At 60.5% G+C, this 15292-nt stretch carries 17 protein-coding genes; 9 read left to right on the forward strand and 8 right to left on the reverse strand.

The features are described from left to right. Positions 1-492 (forward strand): DoxX family membrane protein, encoded by a 492-nt coding sequence (locus TAN611_RS19715; RefSeq protein ID WP_203066910.1) that lies wholly within the window; start codon positions 1-3, stop codon positions 490-492. Here the strand turns inward: TAN611_RS19715 and TAN611_RS19720 are convergent. Then, positions 482-676, reverse strand: coding sequence for a zf-HC2 domain-containing protein (locus tag TAN611_RS19720; RefSeq protein ID WP_105232549.1), 195 nt, complete (start codon positions 674-676; stop codon positions 482-484). The two genes, TAN611_RS19715 and TAN611_RS19720, sit on opposite strands and share 11 nt — an antisense overlap. Continuing rightward, entirely contained in the window at positions 669-1262 is a 594-nt protein-coding gene (locus TAN611_RS19725; protein WP_105232550.1) for an RNA polymerase factor sigma-70, read from the reverse strand. Before TAN611_RS19725 ends, TAN611_RS19720 begins: the two co-directional genes overlap by 8 nt. Positions 1263-1789: 527 nt before the next feature. On the opposite strand from TAN611_RS19725, the gene proP reads away from it, so the two are divergent. The 4 genes from proP to TAN611_RS19745 all read left to right on the forward strand — a co-directional run bounded on the left by proP (position 1790) and on the right by TAN611_RS19745 (position 6472). After that, on the forward strand, positions 1790-3268 hold the full coding sequence (gene proP / locus TAN611_RS19730; RefSeq protein WP_172606250.1) for a glycine betaine/L-proline transporter ProP: 1479 nt from the start codon (positions 1790-1792) through the stop codon (positions 3266-3268). 254 nt (positions 3269-3522) lie between these two features. Beyond that, positions 3523-4161, forward strand: coding sequence for a CatB-related O-acetyltransferase (locus TAN611_RS19735; protein WP_105232552.1), 639 nt, complete (start codon positions 3523-3525; stop codon positions 4159-4161). A 194-nt stretch (positions 4162-4355) separates the two neighbouring features. Next, on the forward strand, positions 4356-5105 hold the full coding sequence (locus tag TAN611_RS19740; protein ID WP_111736394.1) for a 3-oxoacyl-ACP reductase family protein: 750 nt from the start codon (positions 4356-4358) through the stop codon (positions 5103-5105). 200 nt (positions 5106-5305) lie between these two features. After that, positions 5306-6472, forward strand: a complete 1167-nt coding sequence (locus TAN611_RS19745; protein ID WP_111736393.1) for an MFS transporter — start codon at positions 5306-5308, stop codon at positions 6470-6472. Between the two features lie 56 nt (positions 6473-6528). On the opposite strand, the gene TAN611_RS19750 is transcribed toward TAN611_RS19745, so the two are convergent. After that, positions 6529-6963 (reverse strand): DUF1090 domain-containing protein, encoded by a 435-nt coding sequence (locus TAN611_RS19750; protein WP_145961093.1) that lies wholly within the window; start codon positions 6961-6963, stop codon positions 6529-6531. Positions 6964-7321: 358 nt separating this feature from the next. On the opposite strand from TAN611_RS19750, the gene TAN611_RS19755 reads away from it, so the two are divergent. Further along, positions 7322-8113, forward strand: a complete 792-nt coding sequence (locus TAN611_RS19755) for an ANT(3'')-I family aminoglycoside adenylyltransferase (protein ID WP_203066911.1) — start codon at positions 7322-7324, stop codon at positions 8111-8113. Positions 8114-8136: 23 nt separating this feature from the next. On the opposite strand, the gene TAN611_RS19760 is transcribed toward TAN611_RS19755, so the two are convergent. Then, the gene (locus tag TAN611_RS19760) at positions 8137-9549 is read right to left on the reverse strand and encodes a PLP-dependent aminotransferase family protein (protein ID WP_203066912.1); all 1413 of its coding nucleotides are present in this window, start codon (positions 9547-9549) and stop codon (positions 8137-8139) included. A 111-nt stretch (positions 9550-9660) separates the two neighbouring features. Here TAN611_RS19760 and TAN611_RS19765 point away from each other — a divergent pair, with 111 nt between their 5' ends. Both TAN611_RS19765 and TAN611_RS19770 read left to right on the forward strand, forming a co-directional pair. Beyond that, the gene (locus tag TAN611_RS19765; RefSeq protein ID WP_111736391.1) at positions 9661-10095 is read left to right on the forward strand and encodes a carboxymuconolactone decarboxylase family protein; all 435 of its coding nucleotides are present in this window, start codon (positions 9661-9663) and stop codon (positions 10093-10095) included. 81 nt (positions 10096-10176) lie between these two features. Further along, on the forward strand, positions 10177-10803 hold the full coding sequence (locus TAN611_RS19770; RefSeq protein ID WP_203066913.1) for an FMN-dependent NADH-azoreductase: 627 nt from the start codon (positions 10177-10179) through the stop codon (positions 10801-10803). On the opposite strand, the gene TAN611_RS19775 is transcribed toward TAN611_RS19770, so the two are convergent. Both TAN611_RS19775 and TAN611_RS19780 read right to left on the reverse strand, forming a co-directional pair. Beyond that, the gene (locus TAN611_RS19775; RefSeq protein WP_203066914.1) at positions 10775-11722 is read right to left on the reverse strand and encodes a zinc-dependent alcohol dehydrogenase family protein; all 948 of its coding nucleotides are present in this window, start codon (positions 11720-11722) and stop codon (positions 10775-10777) included. The genes TAN611_RS19770 and TAN611_RS19775 overlap by 29 nt on opposite strands. Positions 11723-11881: 159 nt before the next feature. Further along, on the reverse strand, positions 11882-12148 hold the full coding sequence (locus TAN611_RS19780; protein ID WP_105232570.1) for a DUF1883 domain-containing protein: 267 nt from the start codon (positions 12146-12148) through the stop codon (positions 11882-11884). A 244-nt stretch (positions 12149-12392) separates the two neighbouring features. Between TAN611_RS19780 and dauA the strand changes: the two genes are divergently transcribed. Then, complete coding sequence (dauA, locus tag TAN611_RS19785) at positions 12393-14081, forward strand: C4-dicarboxylic acid transporter DauA (protein WP_203066915.1); 1689 nt, start codon at positions 12393-12395, stop codon at positions 14079-14081. A 154-nt stretch (positions 14082-14235) separates the two neighbouring features. Here the strand turns inward: dauA and TAN611_RS19790 are convergent, their stop codons facing one another. Next, positions 14236-14430, reverse strand: a complete 195-nt coding sequence (locus tag TAN611_RS19790) for a ribbon-helix-helix domain-containing protein (RefSeq protein ID WP_105232572.1) — start codon at positions 14428-14430, stop codon at positions 14236-14238. A 65-nt stretch (positions 14431-14495) separates the two neighbouring features. Beyond that, entirely contained in the window at positions 14496-15281 is a 786-nt protein-coding gene (locus tag TAN611_RS19795; protein ID WP_203066916.1) for a spermidine synthase, read from the reverse strand. Positions 15282-15292 lie beyond the last annotated feature (11 nt).

Consider the following 15292-nt stretch of genomic DNA (forward strand, 5'->3'; position numbering starts at 1 on the left):
ATGGCATTACTGCAAACGCTGGCGGCGAAGGGCCAGAAAGTTGTCCGGGAAAGCCTGCTCAGCCTGCTGGCGCGCATCGCGCTGGCCGCCACGTTCTGGCTGTCGGGGCAGAGTAAGGTTGAAGGGCTGACGATCGATATCCTGGGCGGAGAGCCGCTGCGGTTGGGGATACCGCACCTGAGCAGCGGCGCGCTGGCGCTGTTCGCCACCGAATACCAACTGCCGCTGCTGCCGCCGGCCATAGCGGCAAGCCTGGCCGCCGTGGCGGAGCATCTCTTTCCGTTACTGCTGCTGCTCGGTCTGGCGACACGCTTTTCCGCGCTGGCGCTGTGGGTGATGACGCTGGTGATCCAGATCTTCGTCTATCCGGATGCCTGGCCGGTTCACAGCATGTGGATGAGCGCGCAAATTTATCTGATGAGCTACGGCGGCGGCAAGCTGGCGCTCGACAGCCTGCTGTGCCGGCGCCGGGTACCGCGCTCTAACGTTTAGGCGACCGATCTTTGCCCTGGGCGAAAGCCGAAGTGATGCTGCGCAAATCGACCAACTGCGTCTGAAAGTTACGGCAGCCGGAGCAAAACAGCAGATGGAAGCGCAGCGCCGCACGCTGCGCAAACGGCAGCGGCGCATCCTGAGCCTGAGACATCAGGCGGGTCGCACGGTGGCAGTTAAGCATGTTCGCCTCCTTCACGGCTAAACCAACGCTGTGATAAACACTCCCGCAGGCGCATACGCGCCCGCCACAGCACGACGTTAAGATTGGTGACCGACAGCGCCATCTCGCGGCAGATCTCCTGCGTCTCCAGGCCGATAAATTCGCGCATCATAAAAGCCCTAGCATTCTTGGCCGGCACCTGCGTCAGGCAAAGCTCAAAGATTTGCCAAAACTGCGCCTGTTCGCAGGACTCGTCCGGCTGATGCCAGCGCTGAGGCCGTTCACCAGCCGGCCAGTGCCCCTGCGCGTCAAACAGCGCCTCAAAGTTTTGCTGATCTTCCTCACCCGCGGATGTCACCTCCGCCTGGCGGTAACGCATACGCAGCATATCGGCAATTTTATGGCGTAAAATCGCAAACACCCAACTTTTCCACGCCGCCCTGCCGGCAAAAGAACCCGCATTTTTCATGGCCCCTTCAAAGGCTTCCTGCACAACATCCTCCGCCTGATGAAAATCATTCAGCTGCAGTCGGGCAAATTGCAGCATCTGCTGCTGTAATTCAGCAACAAACTGAGGATCGGTTAACGGGCTATGCGAATTCGGCATAAGGCTCTGCAACAGCTGACGGATTGATTGACTATTATAATAAAACTCCCTGCCCAAATCGCTCAATAAAACATAAATATTGTTCCCTTTTTTCTCCAGGCGGACGCTGCCCCCTCAGCCGTGCCGAGCGGGACGCACCCTATTATTATAAATAGCCGTGTATGCAGAGAAAAATTAATTAAACCAACAACAATATTAAAAAAGCCATTTTATGCCACATTAAACACGCCAATAAAAAATACAATAAAAAACCTGAAAACAGGCATGGATATTGGCGATGGCTCATTTACACATTATCACAACAAACGGTGATAATATGAAACCCCGCGACACATTCTGTAATAACAACGGAAATTATCACCCGGTAAAAATGAATATCCGGCGAAACTTGCAATTATCCGCACGGGTATATTAGAGTAGCGCCCCCGAATAATCCCCAACCTGACGTTGTTACGTTAGTTTTATGTTCTTATTTTACATCAGGACAACAAATACGATAAATATCATGCAACCCTTTTGAGGAAAATATGACCTCCCGAATATCTTCAACCACACCACCGAATGAGCACCTCCCTCTCAACAATAAGTCGCCGGAATTGACCGTTGACGATATTACTATTGTTGATAGTGATATGCTCAAACGAGCCGTCGGCGCAGCCGCGCTGGGCAATGCCATGGAATGGTTTGATTTTGGCGTTTACAGCTACCTGGCGTTAGTCATCGGTAAAGTATTTTTCCCCAACGCCAGTACGGCGGCACAGTTGATCGCCTCCTTCGGCACCTTCGCCGCCGCCTTCCTGATCCGCCCGATCGGCGGCATTGTGTTTGGCAGGATGGGCGACCGGATTGGCCGGCAAAAAGTCCTGGCCATCACCATGATCATGATGGCTATCGGCACCTGCTGCATCGGCCTTATCCCCAGCTACGCCTCCATCGGCATTCTGGCCCCTGTGCTGCTGCTGTTGGCTCGCCTGCTGCAGGGCTTCTCCACCGGCGGTGAATACTCCGGCGCCGCCACCTTTATCGCCGAATACTCGACGGATAAACGCCGCGGCTTTATGGGCAGTTTCCTGGAGTTCGGCACCATCGGCGGCTATCTGCTCGGCGCCAGCCTGGTGACCATCCTTACCTCCACGCTCTCTGAACAGGTGATGCTGGACTGGGGCTGGCGCATACCGTTCTTTATCGCCGCGCCTATGGGGTTAATCGGCTTTTACTTCCGTCTGAAACTGGAAGAGACGCCGGCCTTTCAGCAGCATATGGCGCAGCAGGAGGCGCTGGAGCACAGCAAGCCGCGCCTCAGCCTGCTGCAGATGCTGAAGAAGTACCGTTCTTCGATCCTGAAATGCGTGGGGCTGGTGCTGCTGTTTAACGTGTCCAACTATATGCTGACCTCCTATATGCCAAGCTACCTCAGCGGCATTCTGGGACTGGGACAGCTTAGCAGCCTGCTGCTGGTGATGGTGATCATGTTCGTCATGATGCCGCTGACGCTGTTCTGGGGTTACACCACCGATCGCATCGGCCGTCGTCCGGTTATCGCGCTGGGCGCCGCCGGGCTGATTCTGCTCTCTATCCCGGCCTTTATGCTGCTGGCTTCCGGCAATCTGGTGGCGGTGTTTGGCGGCCTGGTCATCCTGGGCGTGCTGCACTCTTGCTTCAGCGGCACCATGCCGGCCACGCTGCCCGCGCTGTTCGTCACCGACGTACGCTACAGCGCGCTGGCCATCGGCTTTAACCTGTCGGTTTCGCTGTTCGGCGGCACCACGCCGCTCATCACCGCCTGGCTGGTAGATACCACCGGCAACATCATGATGCCGGCCTACTATATGATGGGCGCCGGAGTTATCGGCATTATTACCGTGCTGACGCTGCGCGAAACGGCCAAAAAGCCGCTGCGCGGTTCCCCGCCGACGGTGGCCAGCAGTAAGGAAGCCCATAATCTGGTGAAAAAACTGCGGCTGCGGCGCAAGGCGCAGCGCCAGTCTGAAGCCAGCGCGTCCTGAACGGCGGCTGACCGCTTCCGAGGCTAAAAAAGGCCGCCGATGAACATCGGCGGCCTTTTTATTTCAGCCTGGCGGATTATCATGGTAAATCGTGTGGTTACTGCTACAATGCCCGCCGTTTTGGAGGAAGAGATGGTTATTAATCCGCGATTAAAACGAGCGCTTATCGCTTGATCCGGCAGTGTTGGTGAACGGAAACACTGCCACAGACAACACGTTCCGTGGCCTTTTCAATGTATTAATCGAGAAGTCCCATGTTAGAGAAACACTGGTCAAAGACCGAACTTTTACACCAGACGGTGACCAACCCGAATATTATCGTCAAAGGCAGCCACAGTTATTACAGCGACTGCTGGGACAACGGCTTTGAGCGCGATGTGGTGCGCTATCTGCACGGCGACGCCTACAGCCAGCAATGGGAACCGCTGGGCAAGATAGACCGCCTGCTGATTGGCAACTTTGTCTGTATTGCCGCAGAAGCGGTGATTCTGATGGGGGGCAACCACACCCACCGCACCGACTGGCTGAGCCTCTACCCGTTTATGGCGAGCATCCAGGCGTCTTACCAGTCCAGAGGCGATACGCAGCTCGGCGATGGCTGCTGGATTGGCATGCGCGCCATGCTGATGCCCGGCGTCACCATTGGCGAAGGGGCGATCGTCGCCGCCGGCAGCGTGGTAACCGGCGACGTTGCGCCTTACACCGTGGTGGGCGGCAACCCGGCCCGGCCGATCAAGCGGCGTTTTTCTGCCGAGACCATCGCGCGCCTGCTGGCGCTGCGTATTTACGATCTCCCGGAAGAAAAGATCGTCAACATCCAGCCCTGGCTGGCGAGCGATGATATCGCCGCGTTAGAGCTGGCGGTGGCTAACCTCACCGCCGCCGTTGATTAACCCTGCGGGTATCAGCGTCCGATAAAAAAATGCAGGCCTCCGGGCCTGCATGACTCCCCCTCTGCACGACACTACCAGCGAAACCGACCCGACGGAGAGATTTACGCGCGTAGCTCTTTCTGAACTGTCCCCGCCGGCCTCATCTCCGATACTGGCCCACAGTGTGTACGTTCACCCCTTTAAGGAGAAACAGCATGACGGCAACATTTCCTCTGCAAAACAAGGTCGCCTTTATTCAGGGCGGTTCACGCGGCATCGGCGCCGCTATCGCGCTGCGTCTGGCGCGCGACGGTGCGGCAGTAGCGCTGACCTACGTCTCCTCCGCCGATAAGGCCAACGCCGTGGTGGACACCATTACCGCCGCCGGCGGCAAGGCGCTGGCCATCAAGGCCGACAGCGCCGACGCCGAAGCGCTGCGCCAGGCGGTGCAGCAGGCGGTGCAGCACTTTGGCCGGCTGGATATTCTGGTGAACAACGCCGGGGTGTTTGCCATGGGCGGCATCGAAGAACTGACGCTGGACGATCTGGACCGCACGCTGGCGGTTAACGTGCGCAGCGTCTTCATCGCCAGCCAGGAAGCGGCGCGCCATATGAACGACGGCGGCCGCATTATCCATATCGGCAGCACCAACGCCGAACGTATGCCGTTTGGCGGCGGCGCGGCGTATGCCATGAGTAAATCCGCGCTGGTCGGCCTGACCAAAGGTATGGCGCGCGACCTCGGCCCACGCGGTATTACCGTCAATAACGTGCAGCCCGGCCCGGTGGATACGGATATGAACCCGGACGACGGCGAGTTCGCCGAACAGCTGAAGCAGTTGATGGCCATCAACCGCTACGGCAAGGATGAAGAGATCGCCAGCTTTGTCGCCTACCTGGCCGGCCCGGAAGCCGGCTATATCACCGGCGCCAGCCTGACCATCGACGGCGGCTTCGCGGCGTAACGGTCATACACAGCGGCTCGCCCGGGCCGCTGTGCTCCGCCGGTCCATCTTGCGGAAAATGCCCTTTTCTCCTTCTATTGTGCGCAAATAAGCAAAAATCTTTTCGCCCGCCGCCAGCTTATCTTTTTTGTGACCGATGTCATACTTTCGCCCCTTTCCCCCTCTTTCCGCGCTTTGGCAGCGGCTAACGGAGTTGTTACATGAAAATTAATTATCCCCTGCTGGCGCTGGCGGTGGGCGCGTTCGGCATCGGCACCACCGAATTCTCGCCGATGGGGTTGCTGCCGGTGATTGCCGAAGGCGTGGACGTCTCGATTCCCAAAGCGGGGATGCTGATCAGCGCCTACGCCATCGGCGTGATGATCGGCGCGCCGCTGATGACCCTGCTGCTATCTCACCGGGCGCGCAGAAACGCGCTGATGTTCCTGATGGCGATTTTTACCCTGGGTAACGTGCTGTCGAGCATTGCGCCGGATTACACCACGCTGCTGCTGTCGCGCATCATCACCAGCATGAACCACGGCGCGTTCTTCGGCCTCGGCTCGGTGGTCGCCGCCAGCGTGGTTGCCAAAGAAAAACGCGCCAGCGCCGTCGCCACCATGTTTATGGGGCTGACCATCGCCAATATCGGCGGCGTGCCGGCAGCCACCTGGCTCGGCGCCACCATCGGCTGGCGCATGTCGTTTCTTGCCACCGCGGGGCTGGGGGTGATCGCCATGCTGGGCCTGTGGTTCTCATTACCGAAGGGAGAAGCGGGCGAACGCCCTGACGTGAAGCGTGAACTGTCGGTGCTGATGCGCCCGCAGGTGCTGAGCGCCCTGCTGACCACCGTGCTGGGCGCCGGGGCGATGTTTACTCTCTACACCTACATTGCGCCGGTGCTGCACACGCTGACCGCCGCCACGCCGACGTTCGTCACCCTGATGCTGATGCTGACCGGCGTGGGCTTCTCGATCGGCAACTACCTCGGCGGCAAATTCGCCGACCGTTCGGAAAGTAATACGCTGACAGGTTTTCTGCTGCTGTTGCTGACCGTCATGCTGCTGATGCCGCTGCTGGCGCGCAGCGAGATCGGCGCGGCGCTGGGCATGGTTATCTGGGGCATCGCCACCTTCGGCGTAGTGCCGCCGCTGCAGATGCGCGTGATGCGCGTCGCCAGCGAAGCGCCCGGCCTCTCCTCGTCGGTCAATATCGGCGCATTTAACCTCGGCAACGCCCTGGGCGCGGCCGCCGGCGGCGCCGTCGTCTCCAGCGGGCTGGGCTACGCTTTTGTGCCGGTGACGGGGGCAATCATCGCCGCTCTGGCGCTGTTCGTAGTGCTGCTGAACCGCCGGACGCGGGACGCAGTGGCGTATTCCAACGGCTAAGCGCGTTAAAAAAAGCAGAAGGGGTTGCCCCTTCTGCTTTTACTGTTACAGCCAGATTACCAGCGCCGCGCTTCCGCCAGTTCCTGCTTGGCTTCATTCAGCTTATGGGCCTTGTTACGGACCTTTTCCATATCGCCGCTGGCAATCGCCCGATCAAGCTCGATTTCGCGCCGTCTGACTTTATCTTCCTTACCCTGAATTTTATCCAGACGATGACTGGCACCGCTGTAGCCATCAAGACGATGACTCGCCCCGCTATAGCCGTCAAGGCGATAGCTGGCGCCGCTGTAACCATCAGAACACGCCGCCTCAACCCGGGCCAGCGCCCGCTCCAGCCCCGCCAGACGGTTATGGTTGCCGTAGCGTTTGGCATATTCCATCTGCGTTTTGATTTTACTTTTCTTGATTTCACATCCCTGACGTCCCGCCGTTGCATTGGAGGAAAAAACCATCGCAACACAAACTAATAACAAGGAAGAAAGTTTTTTCATTTATCTGTCCTTAAATCCCCATCGGGATATTTATTCCTCGGAATAGTCCTTTTCTAACCTGGCGATTATTTTTAACGCATAAAATAACGCACCGTAAATTTACTTGCTGACGCATGGATTTATACCCGAAAGTACCGAGAACTGCCAGAGAGCAAACATTAAAACCTTCCCCCTAATTCATAAACAGTTATCAGGAACGTATTTATTTTTTATAAATAAACATGTATTTCATAAAAATAAAATATAAACACTCAAGTAATATAAGGAGCGACGCCCGCCTGCATATCATCAACAACCAACGCTACAATATTTGAACCAATAACACGTATTGCTAACCAATCCAGACAGGATGAACAGCATGACACTATCCCTGACAGCTCCCGTGCAACAGCAGCTGACCGCCGCCGTCGACCTTCTCACCCGCCAGCTTGGCCGTAACCTGATGGCCGTCCACCTGTACGGCTCTGCCGTTGAGGGCGGGCTGCGGCCCTACAGCGATCTCGATCTGCTGGTTACGGTGCGCGCGACGCTGGACGACGCGCAGCGGGCGGCCCTGATGCAGGCGCTGCTGACGCTGTCTGCGCCGCCCGGCGCATCGGATACCAAGCGGGCGCTGGAGGTCACCGTGCTGGTGTATTCACAGCTGGTGCCGTGGCGCTACCCGCCGGTCAGAGAACTGCAGTTCGGCGAGTGGCTGCGCGAGGCTATTGGTGCGGGAATCTATGAACCGGCGCAGCAGGACGCAGATATTGCCATTCTGCTGACCAAAGCGCGCCACGCCAGCGTGGCGCTGGCCGGCGACGAGGCGGCACGGCTGTTTCCCCCTGTACCGCCGCGCGACCTGCGGCAAACCTTTCAGGATACGCTGACGCTGTGGCAGACAACCGCAGACCTGCAGGGCGACGAGCGTAATATCCTCCTGACGCTGGCGCGCATCTGGTACAGCGTTGTCCACGGCGATATTACCGGCAAAGAAGAGGCGGCGGACTGGCTGTTGCCTCGGTTGCCCGCCGACCATGCCGCCACGCTGCAGGCGGCACGGCAGGAGTATCTGGGGCTGGCGACACAGGACTGGGCAGCGGTCATGCCGGCGGTCGAAGATTTTTTCCGCTACGCCAAGGCGCAGATTAGCGCCCGGCTCGACGGATAACTGACGTTTTCGCCGCCCCAGCGCTACACCATCACCGCCTTAAGACGCCGCACCGCCGTCTCTGCCTCTGCCGCCGTGGCAAAATTGGCAAACCCCATCAGCAACCCGCCCGCTTCGGAAGGCGTGGCCCGCCAGTCACTCAGCGCCTGCAGCCCCAGCCCGGCTGACTCGGCAGCGGCAACCAACGCCTTATCATCCTGTCCGGCCGGCAGATGCGCCAACACGTGGATACCGCCGGCCTGCGGCTGGATATGCAGCCGCTCGCCCAGCGTCTGCCGCAGGGCACCCACCAGATAGCCGCGCCGTGCGGCGTACAGCGCACGCATCTTGCGCAGATGGCGGCCAAAGTGCCCCTGTTCCATAAAGTCGGCCACCATTGCCTGCGGCAGAATGGAGCCGGGGCCGGGCAGATGGTTGACGCTGTCCCGAAAGCGGCTGACCAGCCCGGCAGGCGCCACCAGATACGCCAGCCGCAGGCCGGGGAACAACACTTTGCTGAAGGTGCCGGTATAAAGCACGCGCCCGTCGCGATCCAGGCTTTTCAACGCCGGCAGCGGCCGACCGTGGTAGCGGAACTCGCTGTCGTAGTCGTCTTCAATAATCCACGCCTGGCGGCGGCGCGCCCATTCCAGCAATTCCAACCGCCGCGGCAGCGACAGCGCCACGCCCGTCGGGCTTTGGTGAGTCGGCGTTACCACCGCGAAACGCGCGTCATCCGAGCGCAGCCGGCCGGCGGCCACGTTCAGCCCCTCCGCATCCACCGGCACCGCCGCCAGCCTCAGACCGGCGCGCTCCAGATACTGCCGGGCAAACAGGTAACCGGGGTCCTCAAACCAGCCGACGTCGCCCGCCTGCAGCAATGTATGGCGCACCAGCTCCAGCGCCCCGTGATAGCCTGCGGTAACAAACACCTGTTCATGCGTGCAGGCAATGCCGCGCGAGATACCCAGATAGGCGGCAATAGCCTGCCGCAGCGGCGCATAGCCCGCCGGATCGGGGTAATACATCGCCTGCATCTCCCGCGAACGCAGGCTGCGCCCCGCCAGACGGGCCCAGACTTTGCGCGGAAACGCGTCCAACGCCGGCAGCCCCATCTGGAACGACAGCGAATCGCCGGTGACGGCATGCGGATGAGGCGAAGCGACAACCGGCGGTGCAGTGACCGCCAGCGGTTCGGCCAGCGTCCCCAGCCCCGGCGACACTACGGTGCCGGCCGCGCCGCGTGCGACGAAATAGCCCTCGTTCGCCAACATCTGGTAGGCGGTTTCCACCGTGCCGCGCGCCAGATTCAGTTCGCTGGCGAGGCTGCGCACCGACGGCACGCGGTCCCCCGGGCGCAGCTTGCCGGCGGCAATCGCCTCGCGGTAGCGCCGGTACAGCTGCAGGTAGAGCGGTGCATCATGCTGCTGGTCAGGCCGCAACTGCTGTATATCCATCGCTAATGCCCCATCAATTCAGTCAATTCTTGCACCTATGCTATAGGCCATTGGTCACTTACAGTAGCGGCTATACCGTAAAGCGACGAGACTTTTTATCAGGAGACCACCATGAGCACACCAAAACGTCTGCCGTACCACACCCTTTCTCCCGACGCCTATCAGGGCCTGATCGCCACCAAGAACGCGCTGGAAAACAGCCCGCTGGGCAAAACGCTGATCGAGCTGGTCTGGCTACGCATGTCGCAGATCAACGGCTGCGCTTTTTGCCTGGAGATGCACGCCAAAGCGCTGCGCGCCGGCGGCATGGCGGAGACCAAACTGGACGGGGTGGCAGGCTGGCGCGTCAGCGAACGCTTCAGCGCCCGCGAACGCGCCGCGCTGGCCTGGACGGAATCGCTGACGCACGTAGATACCACCCACGCCTCCGACGACGACTTCGAACCGCTCCGTGCGCACTTCAGCGAAGTGGAAATCTCCGACCTGACCTTCGCCATCGCCCTGATGAGCGCCTTTAACCGTCTGGCGATCGGTATGCGCCAGTAACGCCGGGTACGGCTCTACGGCAGTGCCAGGCAGAACTATGCTGATTAACGGGCGCTGCTGCTCACGATGGGAGAAGATACGATGAATATACTGCACATTGACTGCAGCCCGCGGCACGATTCGCACAGCCGCCGGCTTTCGGCCGCCCTGCTCGCGCGACTGAAAGCCGCCACCCCTGACGCCGGCGTGATGCGCCGCGACTTGGGCCGCGAGCCGATAGCGCATGCCGACGCCGATTACGCCAGCGTTTTATCCTCACCCGGCGCGCTGGCGGCTGGCGCGGCGGAAAGCGCGCTGCGGCTGTCGGAAACCTTGATTCAGGAAGTCGAGCAGGCCGACGCGCTGGTGCTGGGCACGCCGATGAACAATTTCACCGTGCCTTCGGTGCTGAAGGCGTGGCTCGATCAGATTCTGCGTATGGGGCGCACTATCACTACAACCCCCGACGGCGAGAAACTCGGCCTGCTGCAGGACAAGCCGGTTTATATCGCCATCGCCGCCGGCGGCGTGTTCAGCGGCGAACGTGCCAGACAGCCGGACTTTCTCACCCCTTACCTCACCGCCGCCTTTGGCTGCATCGGCCTGCATTCCCTGCAATTTTTTCCCCTGCAGGCAACGGCGTTTCTCGACCATGAGCAATTGGCGGCCGCGCAGGAGGCGCTGCTCGCCACCCTGACGCTCAAGGCTGCAGACTCATCACGGGCTTAATCTGTCGGCCCGGCTGGCGGTACAGCGCCAGCGCCTCCCGCCAGTCGGCCTGCGGAAAAATGCGCGCCTCGCCGCAGCGGCTTTCCGCCAGCAGCGGCCATATCCGCCGGAACAGCGCGTGCCACTGCGCCGCAGCGATGTCGGCCAGATAGTTGCGGATATGAAACCAGCGCACCGGCGGATAGTGGCGTTTCAGCGCGAATGTCTGCCCGGAGAGCAGCCCGTAACAGACAAACAGCCCGTCCGGCCGCATCGCTTCCAGCAACTGCTGTGCCAGCACGCCGCCGGTGGCGTCAAACACGATATCCGCCGTAGCGGCCAGTTGGTCGATGCGCGCCCGCTCGCTCTGCGCCACGGGGGTAATGCCGCATGCCGCCAAGCTGTCGGCATGCACCGGGGAACGGCAGATGCCCGCCACCGCCGTCGCGCCACGCTGCAGCGCCCACTGGCCGAGCAGCCTGGCGCAGTCGGAACCGGCGGCGGTCAGCAGCACGCGGCGCCCCGCCGGGTTATACAGATCCAACATCAACAGCGCGGCCAGCGGATTGATATAGGCGCGGGACGCCAGCGGGTCCGCGATAGCCTCCGGCACCGGCACCGCCAGCGCCGCCGGGCAACTGACATAGCGCTGCCAGGTTCCCTCCCCCCGCAGCGGCAATACCCGTTTGCCCAGCAGATGCTCCGCCCCCGGCGTCGCCTCCGTCACCACGCCGATGCCCTCATAGCCCGCGACGGCGGGCGGCGTAACCCGGTGGCGGTAAGCGCCGGTGAGCGGAATCAAATCAGAGGCGTTCACCGGCGCAAGCCGCATTTCTACCCGCACGCTTCCCGCCGTCAGCGCGGCCGGCGGCGCGTGTTCCAGCCGGAGCACCTCTTCCGGTACGCCAAACTCCCGGTACCACAGCGCGCTGTTTACCATTCTTCACCTCGGTGATTAATCCTGTCGCCGGCCCTGCCGTCGTTGCGCCGCATCCTTCCACAGATTGAGCGGTCGGGCAATGGCGTTGCGCGTAGGCTGCAAGATCGGAATGTTGAGCTGGAAGAAAGGGAAGCGCCCTCGCGGTGCGAAGGCGCACGACTAATTAACCGGATAAATATTGATGCTGTGGGTAAGTGCGGAGTTAAACTGGCCGGCATCAATTGCGATGTGCCATACGCCGTCGTCAGGCGCGGTGAAGCGCGCCGGCAGTTCATCAAAATGGCCGCCATGATGACGTCCCGGCTGCCCGTGGGTATAGCGCGCAAACTCCGCATCATCCATCAGCAGGATGATGCACGGCCGGTCGCAGTGCACTTCCACCACGTCGCCCGTTTTCAGGTGTAACTGCGCATGCAAAAAATCCATACGTTCTCCTCATTCAGGGTAACCAGCCTTTTTTGGCTGTTTATTTCCCCCAACAATTAATAAGGATGCCCTTTACTTCCCCACTGCTTAGGTTGATCATAGCAGCGCAATATGCGAATAGCATTATAATAAAATTAACATATTGATTTCATTGCGGAGAACTATACACCCGATCGCCTGCAACCGAGACGGACCCCATCCGGCCCGCCATGTCGCTTTATTTTTGATTTGGCCATTACCTGAGATGAATACACACAAGATCAACCGCGTACGCCCCTTCAGCGCCCTTATTGCCGCCTGCTGGCAGGAACCCTACTCACGCCAGCGTCTGCTAAAAGACGTCATTGCCGGCGTTACCGTCGGCATTATCGCCATCCCGCTGGCCATGGCGCTGGCTATCGCCAGCGGCGTACCGCCGCAGTACGGCCTGTACACCTCAGCGGTTGCCGGCATCGTGATTGCCGTCACCGGCGGGTCGCGCTACAGCGTCTCGGGGCCGACGGCCGCCTTTGTGGTGATCCTGTATCCGGTTGCCCAACAGTTCGGCCTGGCCGGCCTGCTGCTGGCTACTCTGCTCTCCGGCATGTTTTTAGTGGTGATGGGGCTGACCCGCGTCGGCCGGCTGATTGAATATATTCCGCTGCCGGTCACGCTCGGTTTTACCTCGGGGATCGCTATCACCATCGCCACGCTGCAGGTGAAAGATTTTTTCGGCTTGCCGCTCGCGGCGCTGCCGGCCGGCTATGTGGATAAACTGGCCGCCTTGCTGCAGGCGCTGCCCGCCGCGGATATTGGCGATACGCTGATTGGCGGCGTGACGCTGCTGGTGCTGGTTGTCTGGCCACGGCTGGGGCTGCGCGTGCCCGGCCATCTGCCGGCGTTAGCGGCCGGCGCGGCGGTCATGGGGTTGCTTAATCTGGCCGGTCATCAGGTCGCCACCATCGGCTCCAGCTTCAGCTATCAGCTGGCCGATGGCAGCCAGGGCGCCGGCATCCCCGCCATTTTGCCCCAGCTGCAGCTGCCCTGGACGCTGCCGGCGGCGGACGGCCAGCCGATGACGCTAAGCTGGCAGACGCTGTCCGCACTGCTCCCCGCCGCCTTCTCCATGGCAATGCTGGGCGCCATTGAATCCTTACTGTGCGCCGTGGTGCTGGGCGGCATGACCGGCAAAAAACACAGCGCCAACGGCGAGCTTCTGGGACAGGGGATCGGCAATATTATTGCGCCGTTCTTTGGCGGTATTACCGCCACCGCCGCCATCGCCCGCTCGGCGGCCAACGTGCGCGCCGGCGCCACCTCGCCGCTGGCCGCCGTGATTCACGCGCTGCTGGTGCTGCTGGCCCTGCTGCTGCTGGCGCCCTGGCTCTCCTTCCTGCCGCTGGCCGCTATGGCCGCCCTGCTGCTGCTCGTCGCCTGGAATATGAGCGAGGCCCAAAAGGTAGTCGATCTGCTGCGCCGGGCGCCCAAGGATGACATTATCGTCATGCTGCTGTGCATGGCACTGACGGTGCTGTTCGACATGGTGATCGCCATTACCGTTGGCATCGTACTGGCGTCGTTGCTGTTTATGCGCCGCATTGCACGCATGACCCGGCTGAGCACGCTCAGCGATGACGCGGATGTATTGGTGCTGCGCGTGAACGGCCCGCTGTTTTTTGCCGCCGCCGAGCGCGTGTTCGATGAGGTGCTGGCACGCAGTACCGCGTATCAGACGGTAATCCTGCAGTGGGATGCGGTGCCGGTGCTGGACGCCGGCGGACTCAGCGCCCTGCAGCGCTTTATTGATGCATTGCCGCAGGGTAAGCAGCTGATCGTCACCGACATTCCATTTCAGCCGCTGAAAACGCTGGCGCGGGCACGCATACGGCCGATTGACGGCCGGCTCGCCTTCTATTCAACGCTGCCGGAGGCGCTGGCCGACGGGCAGAAATAATCACGGCGGCGGGGATGATAATACCGGATAAGAGAGGCCGCGGCAGCGCCATGCGGGTGCAACAGGCAATCTGACAGCGCGTAACGGGCTACGGCGCCGACAGCAGCAGGCAGACGGAATCTCCCCTGCCGATCGGCGTAGGTTACCCGGACTATCAGCGCGTCTCGACCTTGGGGTTGGCCTGAGAAGTCTGGGAAGGGTAGTCAACGTGATGCTTGTGCAGGTAATCCCGGATCAATTGCCGGACCACCTGCGAGGGGGTAACATCTTGCTGTTGGCAAAGCGTCTCCAGAGCTTTCTTCTTCTCCGGATCGATCAAAACGGTTAAACGCGCGGTCTTCTTTTCCATGGTGTTATCATCCTGATTATGATAATCCAATTATAATACCATCCCGGCCAAACTTCGCCAGAAAACTACAGCCGCGTCAGATAACGCGCCAGATGGCCCACCTCCGCCACGCCGTCGCATCCCAAACGCGCCGCCTGCGTCCGCAGCGCTTTAAGCCGGTAAGCATTGGTGGCGCAGGTGGCGTAAATCACCACGTTGCCGCTGCCGGTTTCGCAGAAAAAGACGTCGGTAAACACCCGGTACAGGGCATGGTACAGCAGCGTCTGGCCGTGCGGCATTTCCAGGTAGTTGAGCACCAGCCAGCCGCCGTCGCACAGCGCGTCCCGGCAGCGTTCGAGAAACGCTTCGGTGCCCTGCAGCGGCGACATGCTGAATGCCGAATAAAGATCGGAGAAAATGACCCCGTAGCGGCGGCCCTGCGCCTGCTGCAAATAGCGCTCGGCATCGTCAATATGGTAGTTCACACAGCTTGTATCAGGCAGCGTGAAATAACTACGGGCAACCGCCAGCACGCGCGGACGCAGCTCCACCACATCAAGCCGCCTGGCGGGGTTGTAGGCATGCAGCGCCCGCAGCAGGCTGCCGCCGCCCAGCCCCAGCAACAGCACGTCGCCCTCTTCCTGCCAGCTAATCGCCATCAACATCGCTTGAATATAGTGATGTATCGGCACCTCAGGAGAACGCATGTTCACCTTGCTCTGCTCGTACAGATCGTCAAAACGCAGGATGCGATACTGTTTGTGTTCGGCAACGATAATATCGCCGTACTCATCCGCTTCGCGGTGGATTTCCTGCCCTGGCGGATCCCTGTCCAGCAGCGTTTGTAAAATATCGTCGACAATGTGAGTCACGGGGCCCTCTG

Origin of the sequence: Serratia sp. Tan611, from assembly GCF_905188235.1 — a bacterium.
GTDB classification, from domain to species: Bacteria; Pseudomonadota; Gammaproteobacteria; order Enterobacterales; family Enterobacteriaceae; genus Serratia_B; species Serratia_B rhizosphaerae.

Coding starts and splice junctions, on each gene's coding strand:
- TAN611_RS19745 (WP_111736393.1), top strand. CDS start 5,306: ATGAAAATTAATTATCCCCTGCTGGCGCTGGCGGTGGGCGCGTTCGGC.
- TAN611_RS19755 (WP_203066911.1), top strand. CDS start 7,322: ATGACACTATCCCTGACAGCTCCCGTGCAACAGCAGCTGACCGCCGCC.
- TAN611_RS19770 (WP_203066913.1), top strand. CDS start 10,177: ATGAATATACTGCACATTGACTGCAGCCCGCGGCACGATTCGCACAGC.
- TAN611_RS19760 (WP_203066912.1), bottom strand. CDS start 9,549: ATGGATATACAGCAGTTGCGGCCTGACCAGCAGCATGATGCACCGCTC.
- proP (WP_172606250.1), top strand. CDS start 1,790: ATGACCTCCCGAATATCTTCAACCACACCACCGAATGAGCACCTCCCT.
- TAN611_RS19725 (WP_105232550.1), bottom strand. CDS start 1,262: ATGCCGAATTCGCATAGCCCGTTAACCGATCCTCAGTTTGTTGCTGAA.
- TAN611_RS19750 (WP_145961093.1), bottom strand. CDS start 6,963: ATGAAAAAACTTTCTTCCTTGTTATTAGTTTGTGTTGCGATGGTTTTT.
- TAN611_RS19735 (WP_105232552.1), top strand. CDS start 3,523: ATGTTAGAGAAACACTGGTCAAAGACCGAACTTTTACACCAGACGGTG.
- TAN611_RS19765 (WP_111736391.1), top strand. CDS start 9,661: ATGAGCACACCAAAACGTCTGCCGTACCACACCCTTTCTCCCGACGCC.
- dauA (WP_203066915.1), top strand. CDS start 12,393: ATGAATACACACAAGATCAACCGCGTACGCCCCTTCAGCGCCCTTATT.
- TAN611_RS19775 (WP_203066914.1), bottom strand. CDS start 11,722: ATGGTAAACAGCGCGCTGTGGTACCGGGAGTTTGGCGTACCGGAAGAG.
- TAN611_RS19780 (WP_105232570.1), bottom strand. CDS start 12,148: ATGGATTTTTTGCATGCGCAGTTACACCTGAAAACGGGCGACGTGGTG.
- TAN611_RS19740 (WP_111736394.1), top strand. CDS start 4,356: ATGACGGCAACATTTCCTCTGCAAAACAAGGTCGCCTTTATTCAGGGC.
- TAN611_RS19790 (WP_105232572.1), bottom strand. CDS start 14,430: ATGGAAAAGAAGACCGCGCGTTTAACCGTTTTGATCGATCCGGAGAAG.
- TAN611_RS19715 (WP_203066910.1), top strand. CDS start 1: ATGGCATTACTGCAAACGCTGGCGGCGAAGGGCCAGAAAGTTGTCCGG.
- TAN611_RS19720 (WP_105232549.1), bottom strand. CDS start 676: ATGCTTAACTGCCACCGTGCGACCCGCCTGATGTCTCAGGCTCAGGAT.